The organism is Streptomyces sp. NPDC045021 (assembly GCF_056432645.1).
In genome coordinates this window covers 99,443-117,103 of sequence record NZ_JBWKIQ010000008.1, presented here as the reverse complement: position 1 = coordinate 117,103, position 17,661 = coordinate 99,443, and the positions used below count along the sequence as shown (strand labels likewise).

General features: G+C 71.7%; 12 protein-coding genes and 1 pseudogene. 7 read left to right on the top strand and 6 right to left on the bottom strand.

Annotated elements, in window-relative coordinates:
• Positions 1–66: 66 nt before the first annotated feature.
• Both AC07DC_RS24105 and AC07DC_RS24100 read right to left on the bottom strand, forming a co-directional pair.
• Positions 67–1,497, bottom strand: a complete 1,431-nt coding sequence (locus AC07DC_RS24105; RefSeq protein WP_478916529.1) for an MFS transporter — start codon at positions 1,495–1,497, stop codon at positions 67–69.
• Positions 1,498–1,499: 2 nt separating this feature from the next.
• Complete coding sequence (locus AC07DC_RS24100) at positions 1,500–2,420, bottom strand: zinc-binding dehydrogenase (protein WP_478916528.1); 921 nt, start codon at positions 2,418–2,420, stop codon at positions 1,500–1,502.
• Between the two features lie 126 nt (positions 2,421–2,546).
• Here AC07DC_RS24100 and AC07DC_RS24095 point away from each other — a divergent pair.
• Both AC07DC_RS24095 and AC07DC_RS24090 read left to right on the top strand, forming a co-directional pair.
• Positions 2,547–2,813 (top strand): annotated as a pseudogene (locus tag AC07DC_RS24095) (short-chain dehydrogenase); the annotation flags it as partial.
• A 28-nt stretch (positions 2,814–2,841) separates the two neighbouring features.
• Positions 2,842–3,807 carry a LysR family transcriptional regulator gene (locus tag AC07DC_RS24090; RefSeq protein WP_478916527.1) on the top strand — a complete coding sequence of 322 codons (966 nt, stop codon included), beginning with the start codon at positions 2,842–2,844 and terminating at the stop codon, positions 3,805–3,807.
• Here the strand turns inward: AC07DC_RS24090 and treY are convergent.
• Together treY and glgX are read right to left on the bottom strand one after the other, a co-directional pair.
• Complete coding sequence (gene treY, locus AC07DC_RS24085) at positions 3,797–6,139, bottom strand: malto-oligosyltrehalose synthase (protein WP_478916526.1); 2,343 nt, start codon at positions 6,137–6,139, stop codon at positions 3,797–3,799. The genes AC07DC_RS24090 and treY overlap by 11 nt on opposite strands.
• A 51-nt stretch (positions 6,140–6,190) precedes the next feature.
• Positions 6,191–8,311, bottom strand: coding sequence for a glycogen debranching protein GlgX (gene glgX / locus AC07DC_RS24080; protein ID WP_478916525.1), 2,121 nt, complete (start codon positions 8,309–8,311; stop codon positions 6,191–6,193).
• 281 nt (positions 8,312–8,592) lie between these two features.
• On the opposite strand from glgX, the gene AC07DC_RS24075 reads away from it, so the two are divergent.
• Together AC07DC_RS24075 and AC07DC_RS24070 are read left to right on the top strand one after the other, a co-directional pair.
• Entirely contained in the window at positions 8,593–9,834 is a 1,242-nt protein-coding gene (locus AC07DC_RS24075; RefSeq protein ID WP_478916774.1) for an SAV2148 family HEPN domain-containing protein, read from the top strand.
• A gap of 118 nt (positions 9,835–9,952) precedes the next feature.
• Entirely contained in the window at positions 9,953–10,735 is a 783-nt protein-coding gene (locus AC07DC_RS24070; protein ID WP_478916524.1) for an exonuclease domain-containing protein, read from the top strand.
• Positions 10,736–10,772: 37 nt separating this feature from the next.
• On the opposite strand, the gene AC07DC_RS24065 is transcribed toward AC07DC_RS24070, so the two are convergent.
• On the bottom strand, positions 10,773–11,720 hold the full coding sequence (locus AC07DC_RS24065) for a phosphotransferase enzyme family protein (RefSeq protein ID WP_478916523.1): 948 nt from the start codon (positions 11,718–11,720) through the stop codon (positions 10,773–10,775).
• A 209-nt stretch (positions 11,721–11,929) separates the two neighbouring features.
• Between AC07DC_RS24065 and AC07DC_RS24060 the strand changes: the two genes are divergently transcribed.
• The 3 genes from AC07DC_RS24060 to AC07DC_RS24050 are packed head-to-tail and all read left to right on the top strand — an operon-like array spanning position 11,930 to position 15,023.
• A complete protein-coding gene (locus tag AC07DC_RS24060) occupies positions 11,930–12,835 on the top strand; it encodes a carbohydrate ABC transporter permease (RefSeq protein WP_478916522.1) in 906 nt (301 codons plus the stop codon).
• The gene (locus AC07DC_RS24055) at positions 12,832–13,686 is read left to right on the top strand and encodes a carbohydrate ABC transporter permease (protein ID WP_478916521.1); all 855 of its coding nucleotides are present in this window, start codon (positions 12,832–12,834) and stop codon (positions 13,684–13,686) included. Before AC07DC_RS24060 ends, AC07DC_RS24055 begins: the two co-directional genes overlap by 4 nt.
• A complete protein-coding gene (locus AC07DC_RS24050) occupies positions 13,686–15,023 on the top strand; it encodes an ABC transporter substrate-binding protein (RefSeq protein ID WP_478916520.1) in 1,338 nt (445 codons plus the stop codon). The genes AC07DC_RS24055 and AC07DC_RS24050 overlap by 1 nt, the downstream gene beginning before the upstream one ends.
• 124 nt (positions 15,024–15,147) lie before the next feature.
• Here the strand turns inward: AC07DC_RS24050 and AC07DC_RS24045 are convergent, their stop codons facing one another.
• Positions 15,148–17,376, bottom strand: coding sequence for an MMPL family transporter (locus AC07DC_RS24045; RefSeq protein ID WP_478916519.1), 2,229 nt, complete (start codon positions 17,374–17,376; stop codon positions 15,148–15,150).
• Between the last annotated feature and the right edge of the window lie 285 nt (positions 17,377–17,661).

The following is a 17,661-nucleotide window of genomic DNA, read 5'->3' as shown; positions in this document are numbered from 1 at the left end:
GGAATAGTGGAGTCCCGCCCCAGCGACAACTGGGGGCGGGACTCCACCGGCTGTCCGACCGCGGTTCTACCGGCGGCGCAGTCCGGTGAAGACCAGCGCCGAGCCGGCCAGCACGATCACCGCGTCGACCAACAGCGCGGTGTGGATGCCGCTGAGGACCGAACCGGTCGCGGTGGTGCGGGCGGTGGCGATCGCGCTGAGCACCGGGATGCCCATCGTGATGCCGACCTGCTGGGTCATCGAGGCGAGACCGCTTGCCAGGCCCTGCTCGTCGTCGGGCAGACCCGAGGTCGCGGTGACCATGTAGCCGACGATCGCCGAGATGTGGCCGAACGCGCCCGCCGCGGACGCGGCCAGGAGCAGCGTCAGCGCGCTGCCGCCGTCGGTGCCCAGCCAGCAGAAGGCGGCGGTGGCGACGGCCTGGACGATCAGCCCGCAGGTCATCACGGTGCGGGTGCCGTGGCGGCCGATGAGCCGCGGGGCGGCCATCCCGCCGACGAAGGCGGCGACGCCGATGCCGCAGAACGACAGGCCGGTCTGCAGCGGCGAGTAGCCCAGCACCTGCTGCATGTACAGCGTCAGCAGGAAGACGACCGAGCTCTCCATGGTGAAGGTGATCAGGCCGCCGAAGTTGCCCCACTTGACGGTGTGCCGGGTCAGGACCCGCAGCGGGGCGAGCGGGGCCTCGGCGCGCAGCTCGATGCGCCAGAAGGTGAGGAACAGGAGAGCGGCGGCGGCGAGGCAGCCCAGCGCGGTGGTGTCGGTCCAGCCGTGCTGGCCGGCCAGGGTGACGCCGTAGACCAGGGCGAGCAGCCCGCCGGTGACGGTGATCGCGCCGGGGACGTCGAGCTTGGAGCGGGCGCCGCGGCTCTCCTCGATCACGGCCGGGGCGGCGAAGAGGATGACCAGCGCGACGGGCACGTTGAGGAAGAAGGCCCAGCGCCAGCTCAGCAGGTCGGTGAGGACACCGCCGAAGATCGCGCCGATGGTGAAGCCGGCCGACATGAGGGTGCCGTTCAGCCCCAGCGCCCTGGCCCGCAGCGGGCCTTCCGGCAGCGAGGTGGTGAGCAGCGAGAGCGCGGCGGGGGTGGCCATCGCGGAGGCCAGGCCCTGGGCGACCCGGGCGCAGAGCAGCATCGCGGGACCGGTCGCCAGACCGCCGGCCAGTGAGCCGACGGCCAGCAGGCCCATGCCGGCCAGCAGCATCCGGCGGCGTCCCACGAAGTCGGCGAGCCGGCCGAAGAGCAGGGTGAACCCGGCGGCGGGCAGCATCATCGCGGTGGCTATCCACTGCAGGTTCGCCAGCGAGAAGCCGAGACCGTGGCCGATGTCCGGCAGTGCCACGTTGAGGATCGAGAAGTCAACGGCGAGCATGAACTGCGAGCCCAGCAGGAGCAGCAGCACGAGGCGCTGGCGGGGGGTCATCCGGACGGCCGTGTCGTCCGGGCCGGCCGCGGCCCCGTCCTCGATGGCGGGTGACTTGGTGAGAGTGGTCATCACTACTGTCCGATCGTGAGTACGGCGTTGCCGGTGATCCGCCGGTCGCGGAGGTCATTGAGGGTGGTGGCGGTGTCCTGCCAGCCGGCGAGGCGCCCGATCTCCGGGTGCAGCCGGTCGTTCGCCACCAGCCGGACGAGGGCGGCCAGGTCGGGGCCGAACGCCTCGTCGAAGTGCTCGTAGTGGAAGTGCCGCAGGGTGCCGGAGCGGGGGCCCTTGAAGAAGGCGAAGAAGCTCAGCTCGGCGGGCTCGCGGGAGGCCTGGCCGAACCAGATCATCGTGCCGCGCGGCCGCAGCAGCGCCAGCGCCTGTGCGGTGGACGCGCCGCCCACCGACTCCAGCACCGTGTGGAACGGCCCGCGGGCGTCGGCCAGGTCATGGATGACGGTCGCGCCGAACTCGGCGAGCCGCTTGCCGCGTTCGGGTGTCGCGGTGACGGCGGTGACCTCGGCGCCCGCGCCGACGGCCAGTTCGGTGAAGTAGTGGCCGACGCCGCCGGACGCGCCGGTGAGCAGCAGCGGATGCCCGGACACGCAGCCGGTGGTGCGCAGCAGCCGCAGCGCGGTGAGTCCGGCCAGCGGCAGCGCGGCGGCCCGGATCGAGGAGACGCCGTCCGGCAGGACCGCGAGCGCGTCGGTGCGCACGGTGGCGTACTCGGCCCAGCCGCCGCCCGCCGGATGCCCGACGACCCGCTCCCCGGCCCGCGGTCCCGAACCGTCCGCCGCGGCCTGGACGACCAGGCCCGCGATGTCCTTGCCGGGCCGCTGCCCCGGCTGCGGGCCGTGCAGCCGGAAGACCTCACCCCGGTTGACGGAGAACGCCTCGACCTTGACCAGCGCCTCGTCCGGCGCGGGCCGGGGCTCCTCCGCGTCGCCCAGGACCACCAGGCTGTCGGGGCGCCCGGTGGGCAGCAGTGCCTTCATCGTCTGTCCCTCGATCCGGCGCGGTGCGGGTGTACCGCGCTGAGATCAAGGAAAGCCGCAGGTCAGAGGGTGTGTCCAACAGCCTTTTGGCGGTCTCGACAACCGTCGGTTGTCAGTGCACTCCAGGGGGCGCCCACCCATCTGTCGGCGTTGCTGCGCTCCGAACTCGGCCCGCGCGGCGCCCGCGTCACCAACATCGAGCCGGGGCTGACCGACACCGAGCTCGGCCACCACATCGACAACCAGGAGCTGTCGGCGCAGCTCGGGGGCATGTACGAGGCGATGGGCACGCTGTCGTCGGACGAGATCGCCGACATCATCGGGTTTGTCACCAGCCGCCCCGCGCACGTTAACCTGCGCCAGGTGATCGTGCAGCCGACCCGGCAGGCATGAGCCGTACCGGAACGGGGGAACGTCGGCGGTGGATCTCGATCTCGCGCAGGTCAGGGCCTTCGTCGTCACGGCGCAGCGGCTGCACTTCGGGCAGGCCGCCGCCGAGCTGTTCCTCAGCCAGCAGGCGCTGTCCAAGCGCATCGCCCGCCTGGAGGACGCGCTCGGCGTACGGCTCTTCGACCGCACCGGCCACGGGGTCGGACTCACCCCCGCCGGGCAGCGCTTCCTCGGGCCGGCCCAGGACGTCGTCCGGGCCGGGGAGGCGGCGGTGGCGGCCGCCCGGCACAGCGAGCGCCCGCTGCGGGTGACGGTGTGGGGCCATATGTTCGTCCCGCTGCGGACGATCCGACTGGTCGTCGGGGAACAGCCGGACCTGGACATCGAGCTGAGCCTGCGGCCCGGATTCGTGACGGCGCTGGCCGGACTGCGGGCCGACGAGATCGACTTCGCGCTCGGCCGCACCCACGGCCTGGACGAGCCCTGGCCGCGCACCCTCACCAGCCGGCTGGTGCGGCTGGACCCCGTCAAGGCGGTGCTGAGCCGGGACAGCCCGCTCGCTGCTGCCTCCGCGCTGCGCCCGGACGACCTGCGGACGAGCCGCCTGTGGTTCCCGGCAGCGATAGAGAAGCTCGAGTTCCTGCGGAGCTTCGTGGAACGCTTCGACATCCCGGGGGACTTCGGCGGGATCAACCTCGGTCTCGAGCCCTTCCTCGACCACCTGCGCGGCCGCCCCGAGCACTTCTCGCTGCTGCCCACCGACGTGGAGATCCCGCCCGGCACCGGCCTGGTGGAGATCCCCGTGGTGGACCCGACACCGCTCTACGCCTGGCACGTCATCTGGCGCGCGAGCGAGAGCCACCCGGCCCTGAGCCCGCTCCTCGACGCCTTCGCGCGCACCGCGAGGGCCCACGACTGGCTGGCCTACGACCCCGCCAGGCACTGGCTCCCCGACACCGACCGGGGAGCCCTCGGACCCGGTGACGCTACGGCGTGAGCGACGTGAGCAGCGCCACCGGATGCGTCGCGAAGAGGTCCGCGACGCGTACGGCGCCACGGTGGTGAGTGCCCGTCAGCCGATCGGTCCAGTCGCCCGGCGGCAGGGTGAGCTCGGTGTCGCCCCAGCCGCCCGCCTGTTCCAGGCCGTGCGACAGCCGGGTGACGGCGGTGACCGCGCGGCCGGTCCTGACGAAGGCCACACAGTGGGCGGCCGCCGGGCCGGTGGCGTGCAGCGGTTCGTAGGTGGCCTCGGCGCCGAACCAGTCGGGGTGCTCGCGGCGCAGCAGCAGCGCCGTCGTCGTCACCAGCTCCTTCGGGCCGTCCCGCCGGTCCGCCGGCCGGTACGGGCGGCGGTTGTCGGGATCGACGAGGAGCAGCTGGGGGTGTTCGTCGCCCTGGTAGATGTCCGGCACGCCCGGCATCGTCAGCTGCAGCAGCACCGCTCCGAGCCGATTGACCTGTGAGGGGGCCTCGATCGCGCGCGAGATGTCGGCGGTCGCGTAGTAGGTCGGCCCGGTGATCAGCTCGCGGGTGAAGGTGTCGAGCCGCTTCTCGTACGCCGCGTCCTGCTCCGTCCAGCTGGTGCGCAGCCCCGCCTCGCGCTCGGACTTCAGCAGCGTCGCGGCGACCACGTCCTCGGCGCCGTAGCTGCAGAAGACCACGGCGTACTGCCAGGCCAGATACTCGGCGTGCCGGTCGACGAGCGGAATGCCGGCGCGGGTGAAGTAGCTGCGCAGGTGGTCCGATTCGCGGCGCAGCCAGGATCGCCACAGGGCCGGGTGCTCGGAGATCGCGGCGAGCCGGGCGCGGACGTCGGCGCTGCGCTTGGTGTCGTGGGTGGACAGGACGGTACCGGTGGTCGGCCAGTCGCGCTGGAGGTGGGCGCAGAAGGCGTGGAACTCCTCCGGAGAGGTGGTGGGGTGTGCGGGGTCGCGGCCGACCTCGTTGAGCGGCAGCAGCGGGTACCAGCGGTAGAAGGCGGTGTCCTCGACGGACTTGGCGTGCAGCGCGGAGGCGACCTGGGCGAAGCGGATCGCGAAGCCGGCGTCCCCGCCGAGTGCGAGGTCACGGATCTCCGCCGCGGCCGGCACCCCCGCCTCGCGGGCCGCGGTCTCCAGCAGGGTGACGGCCTCGGCGGGCGCCTCCTGGCCGGGAACGACGTAGGGGCGGTAGACCGGCAGCCGGACCAGCACCTCGCGGATGGCCCGGCGCAGCACGGCCGGGTCGTGGTCCGGCAGCGCGCGGGCGGCGGTCCGCCCGAGCCGGCTCACCTCGGCGGCCAGCTCCCGGGTCACGATCTTGTACGAGGCGCGGCGCGCCGTCGGCGCCCATTCGCCGCCGCGGTCGGCGTCCTGGCCGGTGAAGTCGGTGTAGCCCGCGGTGATGCGCTCCACCCCGGCCGGATCGGCGAACAGCCCGTCGACCCGGTCCAGCGAGTCGTACCCGGTGGTCCCGGCGCAGGCCCAGTCGGCGGGCAGCCGCTCGTCGTGGGCGAGGATCTTCTCCACGACGGTCCAGCGGCCGCCGCTCGCGGCGGCGAGCCGGCGCAGGTAGCCGGCGGGGTCGGCGAGGCCGTCGGGGTGGTCGACGCGCAGGCCGTCCACGACCCCGTCGCGCAGCAGCTCCAGGATCTTGGCGTGGGTGGCGTCGAAGACCTCGGGGTCCTCGACCCGGACCGCGATCAGATCGGAAATCGTGAAGAAGCGCCGGTAGTTGAGATCGGTACGCGCCTCCCGCCAGTGGGCGAGCCGGTACCACTGGGCGTCGAGCAGCGCGCGCAGCGGCAGCTCCTCGGTGCCGGCGCGCAGCGGGAAGGCGTGGTCGTAGTAGCGGAGCACCGGCTCGCCGAGCGCCTTGTCGTCCTCGACGCGCAGCCGGCCCAGCACCTCGCCGAGCGGGGCGCCCAGGACCGGCATCAGGAGCTTGCCGTCCAGCGCCGCCCAGTCGATGTCGAACCACCGGGCGTAGGAGGAGTCCGTCCCCTCGCGCAGAACGGACCACAGCGGCCGGCTGAGGTGTTCCGGGGCCGGTACCGCCATGTGGTTGGGCACGGTGTCCAGGATCAGGCCCAGACCGTGCGCGCGGGCGGTGCGCGACAGGGCCCGCAGCCCCTCCTCACCGCCGAGCTCCGCGCTGATCCGGGTGTGGTCGACCACGTCGTACCCGTGCGTGGAGCCGGGGGCGGCCTGGAGCACCGGGGACAGGTGCAGATGGGAGACGCCGAGCGCGGCGAGTCGCGGCACCACGGCCTCGGCGTCGGCGAACGTGAAGTCCGGTTGCAGCTGCAGCCGGTAGGTGGCTGTGGGCACGGCGGCCGTCGGCGGGGTCATGCAGGAGTGCGTACCCCGCCGCGCGGTCCTACGATCACATCGGCCCCGCGATTACGCCGGGCGTTGCAGTACCACCAGGCTTCGGTCGGTCAGCTGCAGCCGGTCACCGGCCGTGACCTTCTGCCCGCTGCCCGGCTCCACCCCCTCGGGCCGGCCGGTGTCCACCACCAGCTGCCACTCCTTGCCGTGGTTGACCGGAACCACGAACTCCAGCTCCTCGGCCTGCGCGTTGAACATCAGCAGGAAGGAGTCGTCGGTGATCCGCTCGCCGCGCGCGCCCGGCTCGGAGATCGCGCTGCCGTTGAGGAAGACGACCAGCGATTTGGCGTGCGCCGCCTGCCAGTCCCGCTGGGCCATCTCCTCGCCCTCGGGGGTGAACCAGGCGATGTCGGAGAGCTCGTCGTGGGTGCCCTCCACCGGACGGCCGTGGAAGAAGCGCCGGCGGCGGAAGACCGGATGGTCGCGGCGCAGCCAGACCATGGTGCGGATGAACTCGTGCAGCCGCTGCGCGCCGGACTCGCCCGCCTTCGGCCAGCGCACCCAGGCCAGCTCGTTGTCCTGGCAGTACGCGTTGTTGTTGCCGCGCTGGGTCCGGCCGAACTCGTCGCCGTGGGAGAGCATCGGCACGCCCTGGGAGAGCATCAGGGTGGCGATGAAGTTGCGCAGCTGGCGGCCGCGCAGGGCCAGGATGTCCGGATCCTCGGTCTCGCCCTCCTCGCCGCAGTTCCACGAGCGGTTGTGGCTCTCGCCGTCGCGGTTGTCCTCGCCGTTGGCCTCGTTGTGCTTGTCGTTGTACGAGACCAGGTCGTTGAGGGTGAAGCCGTCGTGGCAGGTCACGAAGTTGATGGAGGCCAGCGGGCGGCGGCCGTCGTCCTGGTAGAGGTCGGAGGAGCCGGTCAGCCGGGAGGCGAACTCCGCGAGGGTGGCGTTCTCGCCGCGCCACAGGTCCCGCACCGTGTCGCGGAACTTGCCGTTCCATTCGGCCCACAGCGGCGGGAAGTTGCCGACCTGGTAGCCGCCCTCGCCGACGTCCCACGGCTCGGCGATCAGTTTGACCTGGCTGACCACCGGGTCCTGCTGCACCAGGTCGAAGAAGGACGACAGCCGGTCCACCTCGTGGAACTGCCGGGCCAGCGTCGCCGCGAGATCGAAGCGGAAACCGTCGACGTGCATCTCGGTGACCCAGTAGCGCAGCGAGTCCATGATCATTTGTAGGACGTGCGGACTGCGCATCAGGAGCGAGTTGCCGGTGCCGGTGGTGTCCGTGTAATAGCGCTTGTCGTCGCCCAGCCGGTAGTACGAGGCGTTGTCGAGCCCCCGGAAGGAGAGCGTCGGCCCCAGGTGGCTGCCCTCGGCGGTGTGGTTGTAGACCACGTCGAGGATCACCTCGATACCGGCCGCGTGCAGCGCGCGCACCGCCGTCTTGAACTCCAGGACCTGCTGCCCCCGGTCGCCCAACGAGGAGTACGTGTTGTGCGGGGCGAAGAAACCGATGGTGTTGTAGCCCCAGTAGTTGTTGAGCCCCGCGTCCGAGAGCCGGTGGTCCAGCACGAACTGGTGAACCGGCATCAGCTCCAGGGTGGTGACGCCCAGTTCCACCAGGTGGCCGATGACGGCCGGGTGCGCGAGGGCCGCGTAGGTGCCGCGGATCTCCTCGGGCAGGTCGGGGTGGAGCATCGTCAGGCCCTTGACGTGGGCCTCGTAGATCACCATGCGGTGGTAGTCGATCCGCGGCGGCCGGTCGTCGGACCAGTCGAAGTACGGGTTCACCACCACCGAGGTCATGGTGTGCGGCGCCGAGTCCTGGTCGTTGCGGGTCTCCGGCTGGCCGAACTGGTAGCCGTACACCGCCTCGTCCCAGTCGATCGACCCGCTCACGGCCTTCGCGTAGGGGTCCATCAGGAGCTTCGACGAGTTGCAGCGGTGGCCCCTGGTCGGCTCGTACGGGCCGTGCACCCGGAATCCGTACCGCTGGCCCGGCATCACGCCCGGCAGATAGGCGTGCCGCACGAAGGCGTCGGCCTCCCGCAGCTCCACGGCCGTCTCGGAGCCGTCGTCGTGCAGCAGGCACAACTCGATGCGTTCGGCTACTTCGGAGAAGAGGGCGAAGTTGGTACCCGCGCCGTCGTACGTGGCGCCGAGGGGATATGCCGTACCCGGCCAGACTTGCATGTCGCGACTCTTCCACTCGCGGACCGGATGACGGTAGGCCGCTCGCCCGGTCACATCGTTGTCAACGCTGTATCTTCGCGTAGATGTGGGGGCAAAAGTGCCATTTGCGAAGGATCTTCCCCGGGAAGGGTGCGCCAAGTCACCCCCTGTCTCAACGGCCAGCAGTCGTAAGGGTGATGACGCGGTGCGGTTGTAGTCAAGTAGGGTCGATAGGGCTGCGGTGCCACCCGGTGGGCAGTAGCCTTCCTTGATCGTGGACGGGGGAGGGAGGCGGTGGCGTGGTGACGTCGGGAGGCCTTGTGCTCCCCAATGGCGGAGATCAGGGAGACCAGAGCGGCGCCATCGCCGACGGTGCGCCCGGCGCGGTCACGCTCGCGCAGCCGTTGGAGATAGGAGCGGAACTGGACTGGGGCGCCGACGCCTGGGCGGAGGTGCGCACCCGTGCCAGCCGCGCCGGGCGGGCATACGTCTGGCTCAACCTCGTCGAGCAGCGCCTGCGCGCCGTCGTGAACGCCGTGCTGCGCCCGATCTACGAGCCCGTGCACGGCGAGGAGTGGGTGGTCGCCGCCGCCGGTCCGGCCGGACACGAATGGGTGCAGCGCGCTGCCGCCGTCCGTGAGGTCAGCCGCCGCAAGGGCTTCCTGCTGGACCCGGCGGACGACAACATCCTCAGCTTCCTGACCCTCCCGCAACTGCGGGAGCTTGTCGTCCAGCACTGGCCCTGCTTCGAGCCCTACTTCGACGAGCGCCGCGATCTGGAACTCGCGCTCGACGAGCTCGAGGTCGCCCGGCATGTCGTCTCCCGCAACCGTGCGCTGTCGCGTACCGTCCTCGCCCAGGCCGAACGGGCCGCCGCCCGGCTGCTGGACATCCTCGGTTCCGGCTCCGGCTACGCCGCGGCCGACCGGCTCCCCGTCGACGTCGTCGAGGAACTGGTCGCCGACCGCTACGCCGATGTCGTCGGCGTCTACTCCGACCGGGTGCGGCTCCAGCGCCAGCTGCCCGCCGAGGACCTCTTCGGCTCCGCGCACCGGCTGGACGCGATAGGCATCGGCCTGAACCTCCTCGTGCAGAACTACTCCGGCCGCCGGCTGATGCGGCTCGCCGAGTCCGGCTGCCGCATCCGGCTGCTCTTCCTCAACCCGGCCAGCAGCGCGGTCCGGCGCCGGGAGCGCGAGCTGGGGCTCGGGCGCGGTGAGCTGAGCCGCTCCGTCGAGATGAACATCATGCACATGCGCCGGGTCAGGGCCCGGCTGCGCGACCCCGCGGCCTTCGAGATCCGGGTCTTCGACGAGACCCCGCGCTTCACCGCGTACCTCGTCGACGGCGACAGCGCCGACGGACTCGCGGTCGTCCAGTCCTATCTGCGCAAGGCCCGCGGGATGGAGGTCCCGGTGATGGTGCTGCGCGGCCCCTCGCGCCATGTCGTCAAGGAGGACCGCCGCGGCGAGCACAGCGGACTCTTCGACGTCTACCGCGAGGAGTTCGAAGGGGTCTGGGCCGACTCCCGGCCGGTCTCCTGACACCCGGGTGACCGCGCGGCCGGCGGAGACGGTCCGGCGGCGCGGACCCGGGGGACCCACTGTCAGTGGTGCACGAGAGGATGGCAGAGCACACGGGGGACCAGTGGGAGGTACGCGTATGGCATGGCATCGGGAGCTGCTGGTCGGCTTCGACCTGGAGACGACGGGGACGGATCCGCACGAGGCGCGGATCGTCACGGCCGCGGTCACCGAGGTCAAGGGCGGTGAGCCGATACGGCACCGGGAGTGGCTCGTCGATCCCGGTGTGGCCATTCCCGAGGGCGCGACCGCGATCCACGGCATCACGACCGAGCGTGCGGTGGCCGAGGGGCGCCCCTCGCGGGAGGCCGTCGCCGAGATCGCCCGCGCGCTGCGCGAGTACTGGGCGGACGGCGTGCCGGTCGTCATCTACAACGCCCCCTTCGACCTGAGCCTGCTCGCCGCCGAACTGCGCCGCCATGAGCTGCCCGCCCTCGGCGGCGCCCCCGGCCCGGCCGTCGGCCCGGTCCTGGACCCGCTGGTGATGGACCGCGCGCTCGACAAGTACCGCAAGGGCAAGCGCAATCTGGAGGCCGCCTGCGCGGTGTACGGCGTGGTGCTGGACGATGCGCACGAAGCGGGCGCCGACGCCCTCGCCGCCGTCCGGGTCGCCCGCGCGCTGGGCGAGCGGTACGCCGAAGCGGGCGAGGCCGACCTCTGGGACCTGCACCGCTCCCAGATCCGCTGGTACACCGACTGGGCCACCGGCTACCAGAAGTGGCTGCGCCGCGACCGGGACCCGGAAGCCGTCGTCGACGCGTCCTGGCCGCTGCGGCTGGACGCAACGCTCCCGCAGCAGCGCAGCGCGCCGGTCGGCTCCGGCGTCTCGCTGGGCGAGCCGGACGTGTCGGGCCAGGGCTGACGCGGACCGCTCTTCGCGGGCCGGCGGGCGCCGTCGGTCAGAAGGGGTACCAGCGCACTTCGGGATCGCCGTCCCGCAGGGACGCGACGCGGCGGCGGAACTCGGCGAGCGCCGCCGGGTTGGCGGGCGCGTGTTGGGCGACCCAGGCGCAGCTCGCGGTCTCGCGCGCGCCGCGCAGCACGGCGCAGCCGTCCCACTCGCGCACGTCCCAGCCGTAGGCCGCCGTAAAAGCGTCATAGGCGACCGGGTCCAGCCCGTAGCGGTCCCGGCTGAGCACCATCACCACCAGATCGTGTTCGCGCAGATCGGTGGAGAACGTCTCCAGGTCCACCAGCACCGGGCCGTCCGGGCCGACCTGGACATTGCGCGGCAGCGCGTCCCCGTGAATCGGGCCGCGCGGCAGCCTCGGCGTCAGCGCGGCCGCCGCCGAGGCGAAACCGTCCCGCCGGTCGCGCAGATACGCGGCGTCCGCCGGATCGATCGCCTCGCCCGCGAGCCGCAGCCAGCGCTCCACCCCGCCCAGCAGGTCGCGCGGCGGCAACGTGGGAGCGGACGGCCCTGACGGCTCCGGCAGCGCGTGCACCAGCCGCAGCAGCGCGGCGAGGTCGGCGGGCCCGGCGGGGCGCACCGGCTCGGGCAGTTGCACCCAGTAGGTGACGGGGTGCCCGTCGACCAGCCGGGCCCGCGGCGTGGCGGCCCGGACCGCCGGCACATCCTGCTCGGCCAGCCAGCCGGCGATCCGCACCTCGCGCTCGGCACGGTCGAGCAGTTCGGCGCTGCGGCCGATCTTGACGACCAGGCCGCCGCCCACCGCGAACACCGCGTTCTCGCCCAGCGCGAGCAGCCGTGCCCCGGCCGCGTCCGGCGCCCCGGAGACCGCCGGATCCGCAGCGGAGGCCGCGGCGGAAGTCGCGGCGGGCCTCGCCGCTGCCGCCAGGACGGCCCGTGCCCGTTCCTCCGTGAACGCCGCGCCCGACTGCCCCACGAGTGCCTCCGCCGTTCCCCGTTCCAATGATCACCGACAGTCTCCCACCTGCCCCGCGGGCACCCGCCCGCGACCGGCGGCCGGGAATGACGTGCCGTCACATGGTCTTGACGGGCCGTCCGGGTGTCCGGACCATGACGGGGGCCGCCGGGACCGGCTCCACGCCGGCCGGGCGGCCCACCCGACGGAGCCGCAAAGGAGCGCCTGCCGTGACCCTGGCCACCGCGCCACCCACGACCCGTCCGCGGCGACCCGACCGGGGCGTGTGGTTCCTCGTCCTCCCGGCGCTGATACCGATCCTGCTGCTGAGCGTGGGTCCGCTGCTGTACGGGATCGGGCTCGCGTTCACCGACGCGCAGTCGGGCCGCACCCAGGCGACGCGGTGGACCGGGCTGCAGAACTTCTCCGACCTGCTGAACGACTCCCTCTTCTGGGACTCGTTCCGGATCGGCCTGGTGTGGGCGCTCGGGGTGACCGTGCCCCAGTTCCTGCTCGCGCTCGGCCTGGCGCTGCTGCTCAACCAGCCGCTGCGGATGCGCTGGCTCGCCCGCGCGCTGGCCATCGTCCCGTGGGCGATGCCGGAGGTCGTGGTCGGCATCATGTGGCGGCTCGTCTACCACCCGGACGCGGGCGTGCTCAACGAGACGCTGCGCCAACTCCACCTCGGCGACGGCACCGACTGGCTCGCCGGCCTGTCGACGGCGCTGCCCGCCGTGATCGTCGTCGGCATCTGGGCCGGGATGCCGACCACCACCGTCTCGCTCCTCGCCGGGCTGCAGAACGTACCGCGCGAGCTGCACGAGGCCGCCGCGGTGGACGGCGCCGGGGCCTGGCGCAGATTCCGCACCGTGACCTGGCCCGCGCTCAGACCCGTGGCGCTCGCCATGACGGCGCTGAATTTCATTTGGAACTTCAACTCGTTCGCGCTGGTCTACGTGCTCACCAACGGCGGCCCCGGCGGCCGCACCCGGCTGCCGATGCTCTTCGCCTACGAAGAGGCCTTCCGCTACGGGCAGTTCGGCTACGCGGCGGCGATGGGCTGCGTCATGGTCGCGGTGATCTCCGTACTCCTGGCCGTGTATCTGGCCGGCCGGCTCAAGGGGGACGACCAGTGACCACCGCCCGCACCCAGCTGATCAAGCGCCGGGCCGGCCGCGCCGGCCAGTACCTCGCGCTCCTCGGCTATCTGGTCTTCCTCGGCTTCCCGCTGCTCTGGTTGGTCTCGACGGCCTTCAAACCGCCGCGCGAGCTGGCCACCCTGCACCCGACCTGGTGGCCGAAGAACCCGACCCTCGACAACTTCCGGCAGGCCTTCGACGAGCAGCCGCTGCTGCACGCCGCACTGAACAGCCTGCTGGTCGCGCTCGGCTCCGCCGTCATCGCGGTGCTCCTCGCGACGCCGATGGCGTACGTGATGGCGCGGCACCGCTCGCGGCTGAGCCGGGCCGCCACCGGGTGGGTGGTGGTCAGCCAGGCGTTCCCGTTCGTGTTGGTGATCATCCCGCTCTTCCTGATCCTCAAGCGCCTGCACCTGATCAATGCGCTGCCGGGCCTCGTGATGGTCTATGTCGTCTGGACGCTGCCGTTCGCGCTGTGGATGCTGACGGGGTACGTCCGCGCCGTGCCGCGCGAGCTGGAGGAGGCCGCCGCGGTGGACGGCGCCGGCCGGCTCCGCACCCTCGTCTCGATCACCGCGCCGCTGCTCGCCCCCGGCATCGTCGCCACCGGCCTGTTCGCGTTCATCACCGCGTGGAACGAGTTCTTCTTCGCGCTGGTGCTGCTGAAAACCCCGGAGAAGCAGACCATGCCGATCATCCTCACCCACTTCATCGGCGCCGAGGGCGTCGCGGACCTCGGGCCGCTCGCCGCCGCCGCGCTGCTCGCGACCCTGCCCAGCCTGCTGCTCTTCGCGCTGATCCAGCGGCGGATCGCCGGCGGCATGGTGGCCGGGGCGGTGAAGGGCTGATGCGCGGAACCTCCCGGCGTACGCCCGGGACCTCCCGGCGCCCGCTCGGGTTCTCCCGGTACGCGGTCGGGATCGGCGCCGCGCTCGCCCTGCTGGCGGCCGGCTGCTCCGGCGGCGGCCACACCTCCGACGACGGACGGATCACGCTCCGCTTCCAGAGCCTGGCCTGGCAGCAGGACTCCGTCGCCGCCAACCAGCAGCTCGTGGCCGAGTGGAACCGCACCCACCCGGCCGTCAAGGTCGAGTACGTGCAGGGCAACTGGGACAGCGTCCACGACCAGCTCCTGACGTCCTTCGAGGGCGGCGAGGCGCCGGACATCATCCATGACGCCTCCGACGACCTCGCGGACTTCGCGTACGGCGGCGACCTCGCCGATCTGGGCGGTCTGCTTCCGCCGACCCTGCGCGACGCGATCCCCGCCGCCTCCTGGCAGACCACGACATTCGGCAAGGGCGTCTACGGAGTGCCGTTCCTCCAGGAACCGCGCATGATCATGGCCAACCGCGCGCTGCTGGTGAAGTCCGGCGTCCGCATCCCGACGGCCGACACCCCCTGGACGTGGGAGGAGTTCCGGCAGTCCGCGAAGAAGCTGACCGCCGGCGGGACCTACGGGGTCGCGTGGCCGCTCAAGGAGCCGGTCAGCTCGACCCTCAACCTCTCGCTGTCCACCGGCGGGCAGCTCTTCGAGCGCGGTGCGGACGGCAAGGTCACCGTCCGCTTCGACGCCGCCGACCAGGTCGTCCCGCGGGTCATCCACGACCTGGTCAACACCGACCACAGCGCGTCGCGCACCACGCTCGGCATGGGCGGCTCCGACACCCTCCCGGGCTTCTTCGGCGGCAAGTACGCCATGGTCCCGCTCGGCTTCTCCTACCGTCAGCAGATCGAGCAGCAGGCCCCCAAGGGTTTCGACTGGATCGTGCTCCCCGCCCCCGCGGGACCTGACGGCAACCGCGCGCAGGGCGTCAGCCCGCAGACCCTCTCGGTCTCCCAGGACTGCGCGCACCAGAAGGAAGCCGTCCAGTTCATCGACTTCCTGCTGCGCACCGACAACGTCGTCCGGCTCGCCAAGGGCGACTGGATGCTCCCCACCGCCACCGCCGCCCTGCGCGACCCGGCCCTGCACACCGAGCAGAACGGCTGGTCCACCGGCACCGCGCTGGCCCCCTACCTCCGCCCCGCCCCCGCCCAGTCCGTCCGCGGCTACCCGGAGTGGAAGGACAAGGTCGCCACCCCCGCCTTCCAGGAGTACTACAGCGGCGCCATCGGCCTCGACGAGCTGCGCCACCGCCTGGTCGCCGACGGCAACCGCGTCCTGGCCCGCTACCAGCGGTAGCCGCGCCGGCGGTGGCAGCGCCGTCGCCCGTCGCCTCGGGCGGCTGGGGGAGCGGCGCGGAAAAGGACATGGGACGGCCCGGTCTCCCCCGTGAGAGACCGGGCCGGCCGTGTGCGGGAGGAGGTCAGACGCGGGCCGCGTCGTGCTCCTCGGCGGGGCGGGTGTGGTGTGCGGGCACCGGCGGGGCCAGGACGGCCTCGTCGTGGGTCATGTCCGGGAGCCAGCCGAGCCACTTGGGCAGGTACCAGTTGCGCTCGCCGAGCAGGGCCATGACGGCGGGGAGCAGGACCCCGCGGATGACGGTCGCGTCGATGAGGACGGCCACCGCCAGGCCGACGCCCATCTGCTTCATGCTCTGCATGGAGAGCGTTCCGAAGATGGCGAACACCGCGACCATGATGACCGCCGCGCTGGTGACGACGCCCGCCGTGGTGGTGATGCCGTGCTGGATGGCGTTCTGGGTGCTGAGGCCGCGCATCTTGGCCTCGCGGATCCGGGAGACCACGAAGACGTGGTAGTCCATGCTCAGCCCGAAGAGGATCACGAAGAGGAAGAGCGGCAGCCAGGCGACGACCGCGCCGGTCCCCGTGGCGCCCACCAGCCCCGCACCCCAGCCGTGCTGGAAGACGGCGGCGAGAACACCGTAGGCCGCGCCCACCGACAGCAGGTTGAGGACGATGGAGGTGGCGGCGATGGTGAGGGAGCGGAAGGAGAGCAGCATCAGGATGAAGGCGAAGACGATCACGAAGGCGAAGACCGGCGGGACGCTGCTGGTGATCTTGTTGGTGAAGTCCATCGAGCCGGCCGTCTGACCGGTGATCGGCGCTTCGAGACCCGGGACCTTGCCGAGCGTGTCGGGCCGCACCTCGTCCCGGAGTTGGACCAGCCCGGCCTCGGCCTTCGTCTTGTCGGTGCCACCCGCCAGCGGGACGTCGATCTGCGCGACGTTCTCCTTGGCGTGGACGGTCACGGTGACCGGTCCCTTGCTGGCGCCCTTCGAGACGGCCTCGGCCCGGAAGTCCTCGATCGCCTGCTTGACGGGCGCCGCGTTGATGTCGTCGGCCTTGACGACCACATGGGCCGGGTCGGGGCCGCCGGGGAACGCCACGTTGATGCGGTCGTAGGTCTGGATGATCGGCAGATCGTCGCCGAGCTCCTGGTTCATGGTGAGGTTCGCGGTGTGCAGCCCGAGTGCCGGGGCGGCGATGAGGATCAGGGCGCCGCCCGCGATCACGGTGGCGGTCTTCGGGTTGCGCAGTACGGGGGTGAGGACGGCGTTCCAGAAGCGGCTGTTGCCGGAGCCGGAGCGCTGGGAGGTGTTCTTCCGGGCGCGGTTGAGGAAGGGGATACGGCCCTTCTCGACCCGGTGGCCGAGCAGCGAGAGCAGTGCGGGAAGGACGGTCACGGAGCCGAACATGGCGACCGCGACGACCATCATGGTGGCCACACCCATGGCCTTGAAGTCCGCGATACCGGTGAAGAGCATGCCGGCCATCGCGACGATCACGGTGATGCCGGAGATGAGGATGGCGCGGCCGGACGTCGCCGAGGCGATCTTGATGGCGGTCTGCGCGTCGTGTCCCGCCTCCCGCTCCTCACGCTCGCGGCGCAGGTAGAACAGGCAGTAGTCGACGCCGACGGCCAGACCGACCAGCAGCATCACGGAGTTGGCGGTGTCGCTCATCGGCACCAGGTGGCTGACGACGGCGACCAGACCGGTGGTGGCCACGAAGGCGGTCACCGCGAGGAGGACCGGCAGCAGGGCGGCGACCAGCGCGCCGAAGGCGATCAGCAGGATGCCGAGGGCGACCGGGACCGCGGAGAACTCGGCGGTCTTGAAGTCGTCGCCGAACGCGTCGCCGAGCACCTTCTCGGAGCTCGCGTCGCCGAACTCCTCGATCCGCAGGTCCTGGTACTTGGCCTGCGCTCCCGCCACCGCGTCGGTGACCTTCGTGACGCGGTCCTTGGCGGTCTTCTTGTCACCGGTCATCTCGAACCGGATCAGTGCCGACTTCTGGTCCGCGGAGATCGCCTTGGTGTCGTAGGGCGACGTGATGTTCGTCGTCTGACCGGTGCCCTTGACCGCGGCCATGACCGAGTCCACGGCGGTGTGGACCGCGGGATCCGCGACCGTGCCACCGGACTTGACCTGGATGAGCACTATCTCGCCCGCGGCACCCTTGATGCCCGCGTCGTCGATGATCCCCGCCGCCTGGCTGACCTCGCCCGGCAGGCCTTCCTCCTGGGAGGCGTCCACCCGCCCGGCCATCTGCCCGATGGCGAGCGCCAGGACCACGAAGACCAGCCAGCCGATCACCGCGGTCCAGCGGTGTCGGGCGCTCCAGCCACCCATTGACGCAGCGATTCCCATTTTGCTGCCGTGTGCGCGTCCGCGACTCACGGTTCCCCCTCGTCATGGCAGCGGTACCTCACCGCTTGCTTCGCCTATGACGCTAGGTGCTGGGGTACCGCCGACCCATCAGGCTTCCAGGTGACTTGACGGTGGGGGTTCTCCCCCATGCAGGGGAGGCTACCCCCACCCCCAGAAGACGCCGGTCCCTTACACGTATAAAGATCGCCTAAGGAAACCATCGTCCAGTGCTCCGATGAATCAGCCAACTTCCCGGCAATGAAGCGG

Coding starts and splice junctions, on each gene's coding strand:
- AC07DC_RS24105 (WP_478916529.1), bottom strand. CDS start 1,497: ATGACCACTCTCACCAAGTCACCCGCCATCGAGGACGGGGCCGCGGCC.
- AC07DC_RS24100 (WP_478916528.1), bottom strand. CDS start 2,420: ATGAAGGCACTGCTGCCCACCGGGCGCCCCGACAGCCTGGTGGTCCTG.
- treY (WP_478916526.1), bottom strand. CDS start 6,139: ATGACCCCGCCGACGGCCGCCGTGCCCACAGCCACCTACCGGCTGCAG.
- glgX (WP_478916525.1), bottom strand. CDS start 8,311: ATGCAAGTCTGGCCGGGTACGGCATATCCCCTCGGCGCCACGTACGAC.
- AC07DC_RS24070 (WP_478916524.1), top strand. CDS start 9,953: ATGGCATGGCATCGGGAGCTGCTGGTCGGCTTCGACCTGGAGACGACG.
- AC07DC_RS24050 (WP_478916520.1), top strand. CDS start 13,686: ATGCGCGGAACCTCCCGGCGTACGCCCGGGACCTCCCGGCGCCCGCTC.
- AC07DC_RS24045 (WP_478916519.1), bottom strand. CDS start 17,376: ATGGGTGGCTGGAGCGCCCGACACCGCTGGACCGCGGTGATCGGCTGG.